Origin of the sequence: Pseudomonas sp. TUM22785, assembly GCF_028198105.1 — a bacterium.
In the GTDB taxonomy this organism is placed as follows: domain Bacteria; phylum Pseudomonadota; class Gammaproteobacteria; order Pseudomonadales; family Pseudomonadaceae; genus Metapseudomonas; species Metapseudomonas solani.
In genome coordinates this window covers 2,017,820-2,033,895 of sequence record NZ_CP116239.1, presented here as the reverse complement: position 1 = coordinate 2,033,895, position 16,076 = coordinate 2,017,820, and the positions used below count along the sequence as shown (strand labels likewise).

Here is a 16,076-nt window from a genome sequence, read left to right as displayed (position 1 = left end):
TTCTACTCCCCAAGCGTCCGTATCATGGCTGCGGCGGCACTGGGAAGTTCTTCACTTCGGTCCAGTCCCTCAAGTTCGAGAGCGATGCAAGACCTGCCCGTTATGGAGGTGAACCGTACTTTATTGTCAGCATCAAAACGGCCTTCCAACACCGAGCCATCGTCCATGGTTGCCTTGCACGCTATACCTTCGTAACTCATGCCCTCTGGCCCGAAGAATCCGATCCAGTCCTCTGATTGGGGGAGTTCGAGTTTCAAGTTATCCGGCGTCAGGGTATGGACAGCCATGGTTTTGCCGTCTTTGTCCGTAACACCGCTGAATACTTCACCTGCTGATGTCGTTATCCGATAGCTGGTGAAGGGCATGGCCAATTGCGCGTCGTTCCTGAGCACATAGCTGGCGCTGTACCCGCCAGGCAAAGGGGTCGCCGGAGTCGTCAGGCTTGCACTGCCGAGCTTTTGGACATTCGCCACCTTGTGATAGATGTTCCCCGGCGCACCCAGCTCGATTTCGCCTCCCTTGATGCGGATGTAGGCACCCGCGCAATGCAGGACCAGCTCTTCAGGGGCGGTGATCTCAACGCGTCCGCCGGTGCTTTCTATCCTGAGTTCATCGCTTGCCAGCGCATGCAGGTCGCCGTCCTGGGCGTGCAGTTCGACATTGCCGTGCGCGGCCTTGAGTTGCATGCCGGCCGATTGGGCCAGGACACTGACCGACTCCTGCGCAACGGCTGTCAGGTCTCGGCCTGCGCTGAAATCCAGGTTGTGCCCCGCCATCACACCAACGCTCTCGCTGCCGGAAGACACGCAAACGGCGCTGGGACTGAGGATGCCCACACCATCGGGGGCATGAAGCAGCACGCCAGGCTTCGCCAGCCCCGTCAGTGCAGTGTTGAGGCGAGCCTGACTGTCGAGATCGCACGGTTTCACCTGCGCGGCTAGTGCAGCGGCTTTCATCGAACGAGCCAGCGACAGGGCACTGCAGAGTTGTTCGATGGCTGCGTCCATTTCCAGAAGATCACCCTGGGCACGAGCCTGCTCATCGGCACTGATGTACAGCCCCCTACCCGCCCGCATGACGCCCCAGCCGTCGGTGCGCAGCTCGAAGCCTTCGCCGCGTTTCTGCCGTTGCCCATCCACCAGGTGGCCGAGGTTGAGCTGGCTCTTGCCGCTGTGCTCGGTGCTGAGCTTGATGTGTTCCTGGCCACGGGTGTCGTCCAGGCGCAGCTTGTTGTTCGACGGGGTGCGCAGGACGTTGCGCTTGTAGTTCTTCAGGGTGACGAGGTCGGGGTGCCGACTGTCGTGCAGGGCGAAGGCGATGAAGCCCCGGTCCGGGTCGCCGCGCTCGAAGGCGATGCCGACCTCGGTGCCCTGGATCAGCGGCAGGTGCAGGCCGTGGGTATCCCCGGCATAGGCGCGCGCCAGGCGCAGCCACATGCTTTCCTGGCCGGCGGGCCAGGTGTCCTGGTCGAAGAGGAAGTTGACCTTGTAGCGGCCCTCCAGGTCGATGTGGCTGTAGAGGTCGTCGGCCTGTGCGCTGGTGACGCGGGCCGGGATGGTGCCGGCGATCACGGGGCGCGGCAGCAGCGGCGGGCGAAAGCACACGCTTTCGCTGTAGGGGATGGCCTCGAAGCGGGCTTCGAAGCTGCGGTCGCGGGCGGCGACGGTGACCAGGCGGGTGATGACGGCGCCAGGGGTGAAGGCCTCGGGCGCGCCGCCCTCGATCTTCAGCACCTGCCCGGGCGCCAGGGTGGCGCTGCTGGTGCGGCCGCCGAGGCGGGTCTGGTCGTTGAGGTAGCGCTCGTGGGCGAGGCGGGCATAGAAGTAGCCGCTTTCGCTTTTCAGGTCTTCGTCGCGGGAGCCGGGATCGTCCAGCTCGATGTAGGGCTCGCCGTAGTGATAGGCCTCGCCGTAGGTGGTCGGGTCGCCCCGGGTCTGGTCGAGGTCACCATCGAGGTAGGCCGTCGCGTCGCGCGGGGTGTAGGCGCGGATGCGCAGGTTCCTTTCCACCACGCCGTGGCTCGATTGCAGGTCCCAGACAGCGTCCTGGCCGCTGCTGACGGTGCCGGACTGCGGGCGGTAGGGCAGCTGGACGCCGAACCGGTAGTTGCGCTGGTCATCGTGGAACTCGACGACATCGATGCCCAGGCGCTCGTCGGCGGTGAAGCGGTACCAGATGCCCACCTCGGCCAACAGGCGCTGGATGAAGGCCAGGTCGCTTTCGCCGTATTGCATGACCTGTTCGCGCTTGGGGTAGTCGCGCTTGAGGTCGAAGAAGAAGTCCTGCCCGGCCCAGCGGTGGCGGTCGCTGCGCAGTATCTGCTCGACGATCTCGGGCACCGAGAGGTGCTGGTAGATGCGGTACTGCCGGCCGCGTCCGAGCAGTGCCAGGCGGGGTTGCAGGGTGAGCTCGTAGCGGGCTTCGTCATTGGAGCCGGAAAGCCTGCGGAACCCCGTGACCACGCCGTGCAGGGTGCGCAGCGGCTGGGCTGGCGGGATGCTCAGACCGACGAAGGGCACCGGTTTGGGAGGCGCGAAGAGGCTGAAGCTGGCGGGCTGCCCGACGATGCGCCTGGAGGGGAGGTCGCGCTGGGACGAAGTGAACTCGACCTGGTAGGTGAAGGGCTGGCTGAGCGTCTCGTCCCCGACGAAGGCGAGGACGTCGAGCCCGACGTCGAGTTCGCCCACCTGCAGGCGGTGACGGCTGTGATCGAAGAAATGGCGGAGTTCGGCGAGCATGTCGAGGCCTCATCGATGGGATGGCCCGTATGCATCGCTGGTTCGTGACCGTATCTCGGAGAGACCGCCAAGCCCTGCATACGGGGCGAGACAGTAGGCTGAAAACCCTGATGAGCAGGGAATAGGGAAAAGCCCCCAAAGGCTCGGGAAGCTTCCGAAGAAATGACGGGACCTGCCGTAGGAACCCAATCACTCCAATAGCTTGCAAGCTGCCCGGCGTCCCGGACGTCAGCACCACCCGGTCGGCTACGGGAACACCAGGCAAAAAAAGCCCCGCCGAAGCGGGGCTGAGAGCACAAGTTACTTGAGCATAGCGGCTATCAGGGGATGTTCACCCCGGATTGGCCGCTTTGCGCCAGGTCCATCAGCTCGCGGTTGGCCACGGCGTACATGGCGTAGTCGGTACCGGTGGCGGCGCGCAGCTCGGTGAGCATCACCTTCCAGCGTTCCACCAGCGGGCGGTGCTGTTCCAGCCACAGGGCCACGCGTTCGTCCATGTCCGTCGGGGCGTCGTTCATCTGCAGCACCGAGACGGTGATCGCCCGCTGCTGGCCGTCGAGGTCGTCGCGGAAGGCTTCGCGGGCCAGGGCCTGCCAGTTGTTCTCCACCGGCAGGCTGGTGATCTGCTGCAGGTACCAGGACAGGTCCAGCGCGCCACCAACGGCGAAGTAGGCGGCAGCGACTTCGGCGGTGTCCTTGCCGGTGACGTCCGAGGCTTCGATGATCGGCAGCAGCGTGTACAGGTGGCTGGTGCCCGCGACCACGCGGGCCAGCTCTTCCGGTGCACCGGCTTCGACATAGGCCTGGTAGCGGGCCAGCCACTGCTCGCGAGCCGGGCCTTCCAGCAGCTCGTCCAGGCGACCGGCCAGCTCGGCCACGCGCGGGCCGAAGTGGCCGACATCACGTGCGGCGTTCTGGTCTTCGCGGCGGCTGCGCAGGAACCAGCGCGTAGCACGGCGACCGAGGCGCATCAGCTCGTCCATCAGGGTCAGCTGCAGCTCGGCGGGGACCTTGTAGTCCAGCGCTTCGATCTGCTTCCACCAGTGGGCCAGGCGGAACACATCGCGCACCACCACGTAGGCACCGGCGACGTTGGCCGCGCTCATGCCGGTGGACTCCTTCAGGCGCTGCACGAAGGTGATGCCCATGTGGTTGACCAGGTCGTTGGCGATCTGGGTGCTGATGATTTCGCGCTTCAGGCGATGGCGGCCCATGGAATCACCGAACTTCTTCGCCAGCAGCGGCGGGAAGGCGGTTTCCATCTCGCGAGCCAGGTAGTCGTCGTCCGGCACCAGGGATTTGAGCAGCGATTCCTTGAGGTCGATCTTGCTGTAGGAAATCAGCACCGACAGCTCCGGGCGGGTCAGGCCCTGGCCGTTGGCGGTTCGCTCGTTGAGCTCCTCGTCACTGGGCAGGAACTCCAGCGCGCGGTCGAGCTTGCCGGCGGCCTCCAGGGCGGCGATCAGGCGCTTGTACTCGCCGATGCGCTCACGGGCACGGCGTTGCGCCAGGGACAGCGCCTGGGTCTGCTTGTAGTTGTTGCCCAGCACCAGGCTGCCCACCGCGTCGGTCATCTCGGCCAGCAGCTTGTTGCGCTGCTTGCCGGTCATGTCGCCGGCCGCAACGATTTCGCCCAGGAGGATCTTGATGTTCACCTCGTGGTCGGAGCAGTCCACGCCACCGGCGTTGTCGATGAAGTCGGTGTTGCTGGCGCCGCCGTTGAGGCCGTACTCGACGCGACCGAGCTGGGTCATGCCCAGGTTGCCGCCCTCGCCCACCACCTTGGCACGCAGTTCGCGACCGTCCACGCGCAGGGCGTCGTTGGCCTTGTCGCCGACGTCGGCGTGGCTTTCCTTGCTGGACTTGACGTAGGTGCCGATGCCGCCGTTCCACAGCAGGTCGACCGGTGCCTTGAGCAGGGCGTTGAGCAGTTCGGTGGGGGTCAGCTTGTCGGCGCGGATGTCGAAGCGCTCCTTCATCTCCGGGCTGATGGCGATGCTTTTCGCCGCCCGCAGGAAGATGCCGCCGCCAGCGGAGATCAGCTTGGCGTCGTAGTCGGCCCAGGACGAGCGCGGCAGGTCGAACAGGCGCTTGCGCTCGACGAAGCTGCTGGCCGCATCCGGGTTCGGGTCGATGAAGATGTGCATGTGGTTGAAGGCCGCCACCAGCTGCAGCGTGTCCGACAGCAGCAGGCCGTTGCCGAACACGTCGCCGGCCATGTCGCCGATGCCGATCACGGTGACATTGTCCTTCTGCACGTCGATGCCGCGTTCGCGGAAGTGACGCTGCACCGAGACCCAACCGCCCTTGGCGGTGATGCCCATGCCCTTGTGGTCATAGCCGGCGGAGCCGCCGGAGGCGAAGGCGTCGCCCAGCCAGAAGCCGTAGTCCAGGGCGATGCCATTGGCGATGTCGGAGAAGGTCGCGGTGCCCTTGTCGGCCGCCACCACCAGGTAGGGGTCGTCGGCGTCGTGACGGACCACGTTGGCCGGCGGTACCACCTGGCCTTCCTTGAGGTTGTCGGTGACGTCCAGCAGGCCGCTGATGAAGATGCGGTAGCAGGCGATGGCCTCGGCCTGGATGTCGTCACGGCTGCCACCCACCGGCAGGCGACGGGGGATGAAGCCGCCCTTGGCGCCCATGGGCACGATCACCGCGTTCTTCACCTGCTGCGCCTTGACCAGGCCCAGCACCTCGGTGCGGAAGTCTTCCTCGCGGTCGGACCAGCGCAGGCCGCCACGGGCCACGTCGCCGAAGCGCAGGTGCACGCCTTCCACGCGCGGGCAGTAGACGAAGATCTCGAACTTGGGCACCGGACGCGGGATGTCGGGGATCAGCCGCGGGCTGAGCTTGAAGCTGAAGTAGCCCTTGTTCTGGCCGTTGGCATCGGGCTGGTAGAAGTTGGTGCGCAGGGTCGCCTTGATCAGGTCGAGGTAGCGCCGCAGGATGCGGTCCTCGTTGAGTACGGCGACGTTGTCCAGCTCGCCGAGGATGGCCTGTTCGAGCTTCTGCTGCTTGTCTTCCAGGTCCTCGGCGGTGAGCTTGCGGGCCAGGTAGAAGCGGGTCTTGAACAGGCGCACCAGCTCCTTGGCGATGTCCACATGGTTCAGCAGCGTGCTGGCGATGTAGGACAGGTCGAAGCCCAGGCGGATCTGCTTCAGGTAGCGGGCATAGGCGCGCAGCAGCGCCACGTCGCGCCAGGGCATGGAGGCGGTCAGCACCAGGCGGTTGAAGGCGTCGTTCTCGGCGTCACCGCCGACGATGTGGATGAAGGCGTCCTGCAGGGTGTCGTTGAGCTGCTGGATGTCGACTTCCTGGCCCGAGGCGCTGGTGAAGGCGAAGTCGTGGATCCAGAACTCGCGGCCATCCTGGCGGTGCAGGCGGTAGGGGAACTCGCCGAGCACGCGCAGGCCCAGGTTCTCCAGGATCGGCAACACGTCGGACAGCGGCAGCGGCGTGTCGGCGTGGTACAGCTTGCAATGCAGCAGCTGCTCACCCTGGGTCAGCGGCTGGTAGAAGCTCATCACCAGCTGGCGCTCGTCGGAGAGGCTGTTCAAGTGCTGCATGTCGACCACGGCCGAGTGCGGGGCGAAGCGCTCGCGGTAGCCGGCGGGGAAACCTTTCGGGAAGTCGGCCAGTACACGGGTGCCCTGGGCCTCGCCGAAGCTTTCGTTGACCAGGCTGGCGTAGTCGTCCTTCCAGGAACGGCAGGCCTGGATCACTTCCTTCTCCAGGCGCACCGGGTCGACCACGGCCTTGTTCTTCGGGTCCAGGCGCAGGATGAACTGCACGCGCGCCAGCACGGATTCGGAGAAGAAGGTCCAGAACTCGCAGTCGCTAGCCTGCAGGCGGTCCATGAGGATCTGCTGGATCTTCAGGCGCGTTTCGGTGGAGTAGACATCGCGCGGCACATAGGCCAGCGCGTAGGCGAAGCGGCCATAGGGATCGCGGCGCAGGAACAGGCGGATCTTGTTGCGCTCCTGCATCTGCACGATGGCCATGGCGGTGGAGAACAGGTCATCCACCGGGGTCTGGAACAGGTCGTCGCGGGGCAGCACTTCCAGCACCTGGGCCAGTTCCTTGCCCAGGTGGGCGCGGGCGTCGAAGCCGGAGCGACGCTGGATCTCGGCGACCTTGCCACGGATGAAGGGGATCTCCGACACGCTCTCGCCGTACACGGCGGAGGTGTACAGGCCCATGAAGCGACATTCCTTGACCACGCGACCCTTGGCATCCAGCTCGCGGATGGAGACGAAATCCGGGTAGGCCGGGCGGTGCACGCGGCTCGGCTCGGCGGCCTTGGCGAAGGACAGCAGCACTGGGCCGCGCAGGTAGTCGACGGCCTCCTTCTCGACATGCAGGTCGGCGGCGCTGAGGCCGGTGCGGCGCAGGCGCGAGACACCGAGCAGGGAAGCTTCGTCATAGACCAGGTGACCGCCCGCCTCGCCCTCATCCACCACCGTGAACTCCTCGTAGCCGAGGAAGGTGAAGTGGTTGTCCAGCAACCAGTTCATGAAGACCTTGATCTCGGCCAGCTCGGCCTTGTCCACCTTCAGCTTGGCCTTGTCCAGCCAGGCCAGCAGCTCGCGGGCCTTGGCGGTCATGGGCTGGAAGTCGGCGACGGCGATGCGCACCTCGCCGAGCATCTCCTCGATGGCCTTCTCCAGGGCCTTGAGGGCGGCGGGCGCGGCGATGCGGTCGATCTCCAGGAACATCAGCGATTCCTGCTGCACATCCTTGCCCTGGGCACCCTTGGGCAGAACCTCGACCAGCTCGCCCTTCTTGTTGCGGCGCACGCTGAGCACGCTGTTCTGCAGCGTGTGGATGTTGTAGCCGCGGCGGTTCAGCTCCATGCGCACCGAATCCACCAGGAAGGGGATGTCGGGGTGCAGCACTTCCACCGCGGTGTGGGTGGATTGCCAGCCGTGCTTCTCGTAATCGGGGTTGAAGGCGCGTACCTGCGGCTTGGCCGGGTCGAAGCGTTCCAGCAGGCGCCACGACGACAGGGTGCAGCCCACCAGGTCGGAGAGCCGGCGCTGGGTGAGTTCGTCGAGGGCGATGATGCCGAAGAATTGTTCGGCGAACAGGGCTACTTGTGGCAAGGCCTGCTCGCTGACGTGCTGCGCCAGGGCCGCTTGCAGTTGATGCTGGAAGTCGGCTTTGCTGGCCGCGGTGAAGAACGCCATGGTTGTGCTCCGCTTGGCTCTGTTGTTGGGGGTTAAGCGTAGAACGCTTATCGCGCGGTGATGGATCAGGAGGAGATTCAAGGCAGTGTGACGAGTCGGAGCCGCCTGGGACCGACCAGTCATCCTCGTGGACAGATTAAGGGCGGCACCCGGTGCGACGCTTTTAGCCCTGCGACATATTCGGTCAATCTCGGACAGCCGCCTTCAGCAAGCCGACATGGATCACGGAAAAAAGACGACACGAGCACTTCGGTAGCGCCTACAGCGCGCCCACAGCGGCAGACCCGGTGCGGCCCCTAGACTCGCCACTCCCCTTTCCCACCGGAGCACCCACCATGTGCACCTGCCACGAACCGCATACCCCTGACCGCCCGGAGCGCCGGCGTTTCCTGCGCCTGGCCGGAATGACCGCCGCAGCAGTGGCCGCTGCGCCCCTGCTGAGCAACACAGCCCTGGCCGCCACCCCGGCTGCGGCCCCCACGCCCAAGCCACAGAACCAGTTGGCCCCGGACGCTGCCCTGGAACGCCTGATGCAGGGCAACCAACGCTATGTGGATGGGCTGACCCGCCGCCACGACTTCCTCACCGAACGCGAGGCCCTGGTCTCCGCACAGAACCCCTATGCCGCCGTGCTGGGCTGCGCCGACTCGCGCATCGCCCCGGAATACGCTTTCGACACCGCCCGGGGCGACCTCTTCGCCGTCCGCGTGGCCGGCAACCTGGTGACCGACGACGGCCTGGCCAGCCTGGAATACGGCGTGGCCGTGCTCGGCATCCCGCTGCTGATGGTGCTTGGCCACGAGGGCTGCGGCGCGGTGGAGGCCGGCCTCAAGATGGCTCGCGACGGCGCCAGCTACCCCGGCCATATCCAGGGCCTGGCAGCAGCCATCGCGCCGTCGGCGCAGGCGGTGCTCAAACATAAGGGCGACGTTCTGGAAAACGCCATCGCACAGAACGTGCGGGACAACCTCAAGCAGCTCATCAAGCGCTCCAGCCTGCTGCGCGACGCCATTGCCGAAGGGCGCCTGAAGGTGGTGGGCGGCATCTACCGGCTGGCCAGCGGCAAGGTCGAGCTGATCGCATGAGCCTTCGCGGGCCGGGCGAATAGCGCTCGGCCCGTCACGATTTCGCTGCGCGTCCACGCGCTCGCCTAGGCCGCAGGCCTCTGCTTGGATTAAAGTACTTCGCCTTCTCCGGGGGCCTGGCTGCCCCCGTCCAACCCGAGCGAGCCCAACGATGGAACACCGCGAAGCACTGATCGCCCTGCGCCAGTACCTGTCCACCCAGATCCTCGGTCAGGAAAAGCTCATCGACCGCCTGCTCATCGCCCTGCTCGCCGACGGCCACCTGCTGGTGGAAGGCGCGCCCGGGCTGGCCAAGACCAAGGCGATCAAGGACCTGGCCGAAGGGGTCGAAGCCGAGTTCCATCGCATCCAGTTCACCCCCGACCTGTTGCCGGCGGACATCACCGGCACCGAGATCTATCGCCCGGAAACCGGCAGCTTCGTGTTCCAGCAGGGTCCGATCTTCCACAACCTGGTGCTGGCCGACGAGATCAACCGCGCACCGGCCAAGGTGCAATCGGCGCTGCTGGAAGCCATGGCCGAGCGCCAGGTGTCCATCGGCCGCTCCACCTATGAACTGCCGCCGCTGTTTCTGGTGATGGCGACGCAGAACCCCATCGAGCAGGAAGGCACCTACCCGCTGCCCGAAGCCCAGCTCGACCGCTTCCTCATGCACGTGAAGATCGGTTTCCCCGAAGCCTCGGTGGAACGCAAGATCCTCCAGCAGGCCCGTGGCGTCGCCCTCAACGGCGAGACCCGCCCCGAGCACCAGGTCAGCCAGCAGGCGATCTTCGCCGCGCGCAAGGAAATCCTCGGCCTGTACATGGCCGACGCCGTGGAGGAGTACCTGGTGCAGCTGGTGATGGCCACGCGCACCCCGGCCAAGTTCGACAGTGAGCTGGCCGAGTGGCTGGCCTATGGCTCCAGCCCGCGCGGCTCCATCGCACTGGACCGCTGCGCCCGCGCCCATGCGTGGATGGCCGGCCGCGACTTCGTCAGTCCCGAGGACATCCAGGCCGTGCTCTTCGACGCCCTGCGCCACCGCCTGATCCTGTCCTTCGAGGCGGAGGCCGCCGGCATCGACCAGGACCGCGTGATCCAGCGCATCCTCGACGTGGTCGCCGTCGCCTGACCCATGGACAGCCCAGCCGCCCAGACCGGCATCAAGGTCAGCCTCGCCGAGCTGATCGACATGCGCCATCGCGTCCGCGAGGTGCAGCTGTTCTCCACGCCTTCGCGACGCAGCCCCTTGATCGGCCTGCACCACTCCAAGCTGCGCGGTCGCGGCGTCGACTTCGACCAGGTGCGGGTCTACCAGCCGGGCGATGACGTGCGCACCATCGATTGGCGCGTCACCGCACGCACCCAGGAGCCGCACACCAAGCTGTTCCACGAGGAGCGTGAGCGCCCGGTGTTCATCATGGTCGAGCAGAGCCAGCGGCTGTTCTTCGGCTCCGGGCAGATGTTCAAGTCGGTGCTCGCCGCCCACGCCGCCAGCCTCATCGGCTGGGCCGCCCTGGGCCACAACGATCGCATCGGCGGCCTGGTCTTCAGCGACAACGAGCACCACGAGATCAAGCCCCGGCGCAGCAAGCAGAGCCTGCTGCAACTGCTCAACCGCCTGGTGCGCACCAACCAGGCCCTGGGCCCCCAGCAGACAACCACCCGCGAAGGCTTCAGCCTGGCCCTGCGCCGCGCCCGCGAGGTGCTACGCCCCGGCAGCCTGGTGGTGATCCTCTGCGACGAACGCACCCTGTCCGATACCTCGGAGCAGCAGCTCGCCCTGCTCGCCCGCCACACCGACCTGATCCTGCTGCCGCTGTCCGATCCGCTCGACCATGCCCTGCCCGCCGCCGGGCTGCTGCGCTTCACCGAGCTGGGCGCCAAGCTGGAACTGGACACCCACAACCCCGAGCTGCGCCAGGCCTACCGTGACCTGGGCGATGCGCGCAAGGCGCGCTGGCAACGCCTGGCCCAGCGCCTGGGGGTGCTGCTGCTGCCCCTGAGTACCCAGGCCGGCATGGTCGACCAGTTGCGTGACCACCTGCACCACCGGGGTGGCAAGCGATGAACCCGCTCGACCAGCTGGAGCCGCTGATCGCCCCCGACGCCGTGCCCTGGTGGCCGCCCGCGCCGGGCTGGTGGGTGCTTGCCGCCCTGCTGCCGCTGCTGCTCTGGGGCCTCTGGCGCCTGCGCCACCGCCTGCCCCGCCGGCAACGCGGCGAGCGCGCCGAACAACCCCTGGAGCCGATGCGCGAGGCGGCGCTCAGGGAGCTCGCGCAGCTGCGTAAACCCTATGACGGCGTACCTGCGGGCCTCTGGCTGCAGCAGCTCAACGGCCTGCTCAAGCGCCTGTGCCGCCTGCACTACCCCAACGACCAAAGCCTCACCCTCAGCGGCCGCGCCTGGCTGGCCTACCTGGACAACCGCTGCCCCGCCGCCGGCCTGACCCGCTGGATGGTGCTGGTGGAGGGCGCCTACCGCCCCGAGTGCAAGCTCGACGACAAGGCCATCGAGGGCCTGACCCAGGCGGTCGACACCTGGATTCGCAAGCATGTTTGAACTCGCCTGGCCGTGGATCTTCCTGCTCGCGCCGCTGCCCTGGCTGTTGCGCGTGCTGCTGCCCCCCGCCGACAGCGGCGAGGCTGCGCTCAAGGTGAGCTTCCTCGGCGAGCTGGAAGCCCTCGCCGGCCGCCGCGCCCGGGCCAACCTGCCGGCCTGGCGCCAGCAGGCCCCCTTCGCCCTGCTCTGGCTGCTGCTGCTGTGCGCCGCCGCGCGCCCGGAATGGGTGGGCGAGCCGCAACCCCTGCCGGCCAGCGGCCGCGACCTGCTGGTGGCGGTGGATGTCTCCGGCTCCATGGACTACGCGGACATGGAGCTGGACGGCAAGCAAGTCAGCCGCCTGACCCTGGTCCAGCACCTGATGGGCGAATTCATCGACGGCCGCATCGGCGACCGTATCGGCCTGATCCTCTTCGGCAGCCAGGCCTACCTGCAGGCGCCGCTGACTTTCGACCGCCAGACCGTGCACATCTGGCTCGACGAGGCGCTGATCGGCATCGCCGGCAAGAACACCGCCATCGGCGATGCCATCGGCCTGGCGGTCAAGCGCCTGCGCCAGCGCCCCGCCGATAGCCGCGTGCTGGTACTGGTCACCGATGGCGCCAACACCGGCGGCGAGATCGAACCGCTCACCGCCGCACGCCTCGCCGCCGAGGAGCAGGTGAAGATCTACACCATCGGCATCGGTGCCGACCCGGAACAGGGCGGCGTGCTCGGCATGTTCGGCCTCAACCCCGGCCTGGACCTGGACGAACCCACCCTGCGCAGCATCGCCGAGCAGACCGGCGGCCGTTATTTCCGCGCCCGCTCCAGCAAGGAGCTGGAAGAAATCGAACACGCCCTGGACCAGCTCGAGCCCGTTTCGCAACTGCCCAGCCAGGCCCGCCCGGCCCTGGCGCTGTATTCCTGGCCGCTGGCCGGCGCCATGCTGCTGAGCCTGCTGCTGATCAGCCGTGAGCTCTGGCCCCACGCGCTGCAGCAACGCCCGCAGTGGCTGCGGAGGCGCCCATGAGCGAACTCTGGCCGCACTGGCTGCGCCCCTTCTGGCTGCTCCTGTTGCCGCTGCTGGCCTGGCTGATCTGGCAGCTCTGGCACCGCGAGCGCCGCAGCGGTCGCTGGCAGCAACTGCTGCCCATCGCCTTCCAGCCCTGGTTGCTGGGCGGTGGCCGGGAACGCAGCAGCCGCCTGCCATGGATCGCTTTAGGCCTGGCCTGGAGCCTGGGCCTGCTGGCACTGATCGGCCCCAGCTGGCAACGGGTGGAGCAAAGCACGCAGAAGCGCGCCGACCCGCTGGTGGTCATCCTCGAGCTGACGCCTTCGATGCTCGCCTCCGACCTGCCGCCCACACGTCTGGAGCAGGCCAAGCGCAAGCTGCGCGACCTGTTGGATGCCCGCCGCGATGCGCAGACCGCCATCGTCGTCTACGCCGGCAGCGCCCACAGCCTGGTGCCCCTCTCCGATGACCTGATGACCACCGGCAACCTGCTGGAGGCGCTCAAGCCGTCGATCATGCCGGAGGCTGGCCAACGCGCCGATCTCGCCGTGGAGAAAGCCCTGGCCCTGCTCAAGCAAGGTGCCCAGGGCCAGGGTCGCCTGCTGCTGATCACCAGCAGCCTGAGCGAGGCGGAACGTGACGGCATCCGCCATGCCCTGGGCTCGAAGAGCGAGCGCCTGAGCATCCTCGGCATCGGCACCGCCGAGGGCGCGCCCATCGCCCAGGAAAACGGCGGCTTCATCAAGGACGCCCAGGGCGCCATCCTTCTGCCACGCCTGGACGCCGCGAGCCTCAAACGCTTTGCCAACCAACTGGGTGGCAAGTACGCCAGCGCCCGTGTCGACGAACGCGACCTGCGCACCCTCGGCCTGCTGGGGGGCGCCCGCACCCTGCGCGAAAGCCGCGAAACCACGCGCCTGGAAGCCTGGGCCGACCAGGGCCACTGGCTGCTGCTGCCGCTGTTGCTGATCGCCGCCTGCGCCGGACGCCGTGGCTGGATCTTCTGCCTGCCGCTGTTCTTCGTGCTGCCCCGCCCGGCCTTGGCCTTCGAAATGGAAGACCTGTGGCTGCGCCCCGACCAACAGGGCCAGCGCCTGCTGGAGGCCCAGCAACCGGCAGAGGCCGCGCAGCATTTCCAGGACCCGCGCTGGCAAGGCTATGCGCTCTACCAGGCCGGCAAGCACGCCGAAGCCGCCGAACGCTTCGCTGGCGGTGACAGCGCCGCCGACCACTACAACCGCGGCAATGCCCTGGCCAAGGCCGGCCAGCTGGAAGCCGCGCTGGATGCCTACGAATCCGCCCTGGAGCGCGAGCCCGACCTGCAGCCGGCGCTGAACAACAAGGCCCTGGTGGAGCAGTTGCTGCAACAGCAAAAACAGCAACAGGCGCAACAGCAGCAGGACGATCAGCAGGGCCAGCAGCAACCCCAGGAACAGCCTTCTGCCGCCCAGGGTGGCGACCCGGAAAAAGGCGAGGACAAGGAGCAGCAGCCTGCCGAAGGCGCCTCCACCACCCCGCCCGAAGAGAACAAGCAGCCGGGCCAACAGGCCGGCGCCGACGGCCAACCCGCCGAGCCCGGGCAGAAACCCGCCGGTGAGCAACAGCCCAGCGACGCGCCGGGCCAGGCCGAGCCCCTGGGCGACGAGCGCCGGCAGTCCCTGGAGCAATGGCTGCGGCAGATTCCCGACGACCCCGCCGAACTGCTGCGCCGCAAGTTTTGGTACGAACAGCAACGCCGCCAGGAAAACCAAGAATGATGCGCCTTCTCTGCGCCCTCCTCCTCAGCCTGCTGGCCTGCACCGCCAGCGCGGCGGGCTTCACCGCCAGCGTCGACCGCGCACGCCTCAGCGAGGGCGAAACCGTGGAGCTGATCCTGGAGTCCTCCGACCCGACGCTGTTCGGCAAGCCGGACCTCAAGCCGCTGGAATCGCAGTTCGAGGTGCTGGGCACGCGCCAGATCAACCGCATCAGCACCCTGAACGGCCAGGACGATCGCGCCACGCGCTGGATCGTCACCCTGCAGCCGAAGCAGAACGGCTTCGTGGTCATCCCGCCGCTGCGCCTGGGCGAAGCCGAGACCAAGCCGATCACCCTGCACATCCAGAAAAGCGACAACGCCGCCGGCAACAGCAAGCTAGCGCCGGTGTTCATCGACGCCAGCCTGGACGAGGAAAGCGTCTACGTGCAGGCGCAGACCATCCTCACCCTGCGCATCTATCACTCGGTCTCGCTGTATGACGACAGCAGCCTGACGCCGCTGCAGATGGCCGACGCGCGGGTCGAGCAACTGGGCGAGCCGCGCACCTACGAGAAAGAAATCAATGGCGTGCGCCACGGTGTGATCGAGCTGCGCTACGCGATCTTCCCGCAGAAGAGCGGCCAGTTGAGCATCCCCGCCCAGGTGTTCAGCGCCACCCTGGTGGAGCGCTCGGGGCAGGACGACTACCAGCCCTTCGGCCCGCGTCCCGGGCGCCTGACCCGGGTCAGCTCGCCGCAGATCCCGCTGGTGGTGAAAGCCAAGCCCGCCGACTACCCGGCCAACGCGCCCTGGCTGCCAGCGCGCAACCTGACCCTGGCCGAGGCCTGGAGCCCGGAGCCGGATAAGGCCCAGGTGGGTGATTCGCTGACCCGCAGCCTGATGGTCAAGGTCGAAGGCCTGGCCAGCGCCCAGTTGCCCGCCCTGCCCGCCACCAACGTGACCAACCTGCGCCGCTACCCCGACCAGCCGCAGCTGGCCAACCAGTCCAGCGAGCGCGGCCTGCTCGGCAGCCGCGAAGAGCGCGAGGCGCTGGTGCCGACCGCCGCCGGCCGCATCGAGCTGCCGCCGGTGGAAGTGGTGTGGTGGAACACCCGCGAGGATCACCTGGAGCGCAGCCAGCTACCGGGCCGCACCCTGGAAGTCGCCGCCAATCCCACGCTGGAGCCGGAAGCGCCCGTGGAAAGCAGCAATGGCAACCCGCATGCCGTGGAAGGCCCGCCGCTCTGGCCGTGGAAGCTCGCCACCCTGCTGCTGGCGCTGACCACTCTGCTGGGCTTCGGCCTCTGGTGGCACGCCCGCCGCCAGCCGGCGATCCTGCCCACCGCGCAGACCGGCCCGAGCCCGCGCACCCTGCTGGACGACCTCAAGCGCGCCTGCCAGGCCAACGATCCCCACGCCACGCGCCAGGCCCTGGATGCCTGGGCCCGCCAGCAGCCGGAGACCCTGGCCGACATGGCCGCGCGCTTCGTGCCGCTGTCCGACGCCATGGACGGGCTCAACGGCGCCCTCTACAGCGAAAGCGGCCAGCACTGGCAGGGTGAGGAGCTGTGGAAAGCCATCCGCGCCCTGCCCACGCCGCAGGTGCAGCAACAGGCCGCTGGCGAAAGCGGGCTGCCGCCGCTCTATCCGCGCTGATCCGCTCCCAACCCAAACCCGGAGTGCCACTTCGTAGCCCGTGCTTCTGCGCGGGGAAGGCGGGGCTGCGCTCCCGGGCTGAAGCACGGGCTACAGGGTGAGGATGTGCTCGCTGTAGGGCGGGTGAAACCCGCCGGA

9 protein-coding genes are annotated in these 16,076 nt (G+C 67.4%); 7 read left to right on the top strand and 2 right to left on the bottom strand.

What is annotated here, in order from left to right:
* Positions 1-2: 2 nt before the first annotated feature.
* A complete protein-coding gene (locus PI990_RS09520; RefSeq protein ID WP_271660465.1) occupies positions 3-2,738 on the bottom strand; it encodes a type VI secretion system Vgr family protein in 2,736 nt (911 codons plus the stop codon).
* Positions 2,739-3,058: 320 nt separating this feature from the next.
* A complete protein-coding gene (locus PI990_RS09515) occupies positions 3,059-7,924 on the bottom strand; it encodes an NAD-glutamate dehydrogenase (RefSeq protein ID WP_271660464.1) in 4,866 nt (1,621 codons plus the stop codon).
* A 335-nt stretch (positions 7,925-8,259) separates the two neighbouring features.
* Between PI990_RS09515 and PI990_RS09510 the strand changes: the two genes are divergently transcribed.
* The 7 genes from PI990_RS09510 (at position 8,260) to PI990_RS09480 (ending at position 15,938) form a co-directional block, all read left to right on the top strand.
* Positions 8,260-9,009, top strand: a complete 750-nt coding sequence (locus PI990_RS09510; RefSeq protein ID WP_271660463.1) for a carbonic anhydrase — start codon at positions 8,260-8,262, stop codon at positions 9,007-9,009.
* Between the two features lie 151 nt (positions 9,010-9,160).
* The gene (locus tag PI990_RS09505) at positions 9,161-10,120 is read left to right on the top strand and encodes an AAA family ATPase (protein WP_021217378.1); all 960 of its coding nucleotides are present in this window, start codon (positions 9,161-9,163) and stop codon (positions 10,118-10,120) included.
* Between the two features lie 3 nt (positions 10,121-10,123).
* A complete protein-coding gene (locus tag PI990_RS09500) occupies positions 10,124-11,059 on the top strand; it encodes a DUF58 domain-containing protein (RefSeq protein WP_184490695.1) in 936 nt (311 codons plus the stop codon).
* Positions 11,056-11,550 (top strand): DUF4381 domain-containing protein, encoded by a 495-nt coding sequence (locus PI990_RS09495; RefSeq protein ID WP_271660462.1) that lies wholly within the window; start codon positions 11,056-11,058, stop codon positions 11,548-11,550. The genes PI990_RS09500 and PI990_RS09495 overlap by 4 nt, the downstream gene beginning before the upstream one ends.
* Complete coding sequence (locus tag PI990_RS09490) at positions 11,543-12,562, top strand: vWA domain-containing protein (RefSeq protein ID WP_021217381.1); 1,020 nt, start codon at positions 11,543-11,545, stop codon at positions 12,560-12,562. Before PI990_RS09495 ends, PI990_RS09490 begins: the two co-directional genes overlap by 8 nt.
* On the top strand, positions 12,559-14,301 hold the full coding sequence (locus PI990_RS09485; protein ID WP_184490694.1) for a VWA domain-containing protein: 1,743 nt from the start codon (positions 12,559-12,561) through the stop codon (positions 14,299-14,301). The genes PI990_RS09490 and PI990_RS09485 overlap by 4 nt, the downstream gene beginning before the upstream one ends.
* The gene (locus tag PI990_RS09480) at positions 14,298-15,938 is read left to right on the top strand and encodes a BatD family protein (RefSeq protein WP_271660461.1); all 1,641 of its coding nucleotides are present in this window, start codon (positions 14,298-14,300) and stop codon (positions 15,936-15,938) included. Before PI990_RS09485 ends, PI990_RS09480 begins: the two co-directional genes overlap by 4 nt.
* Positions 15,939-16,076 lie beyond the last annotated feature (138 nt).

Coding starts and splice junctions, on each gene's coding strand:
- PI990_RS09510 (WP_271660463.1), top strand. CDS start 8,260: ATGTGCACCTGCCACGAACCGCATACCCCTGACCGCCCGGAGCGCCGG.
- PI990_RS09485 (WP_184490694.1), top strand. CDS start 12,559: ATGAGCGAACTCTGGCCGCACTGGCTGCGCCCCTTCTGGCTGCTCCTG.
- PI990_RS09520 (WP_271660465.1), bottom strand. CDS start 2,738: ATGCTCGCCGAACTCCGCCATTTCTTCGATCACAGCCGTCACCGCCTG.
- PI990_RS09490 (WP_021217381.1), top strand. CDS start 11,543: ATGTTTGAACTCGCCTGGCCGTGGATCTTCCTGCTCGCGCCGCTGCCC.
- PI990_RS09505 (WP_021217378.1), top strand. CDS start 9,161: ATGGAACACCGCGAAGCACTGATCGCCCTGCGCCAGTACCTGTCCACC.
- PI990_RS09495 (WP_271660462.1), top strand. CDS start 11,056: ATGAACCCGCTCGACCAGCTGGAGCCGCTGATCGCCCCCGACGCCGTG.
- PI990_RS09500 (WP_184490695.1), top strand. CDS start 10,124: ATGGACAGCCCAGCCGCCCAGACCGGCATCAAGGTCAGCCTCGCCGAG.
- PI990_RS09480 (WP_271660461.1), top strand. CDS start 14,298: ATGATGCGCCTTCTCTGCGCCCTCCTCCTCAGCCTGCTGGCCTGCACC.
- PI990_RS09515 (WP_271660464.1), bottom strand. CDS start 7,924: ATGGCGTTCTTCACCGCGGCCAGCAAAGCCGACTTCCAGCATCAACTG.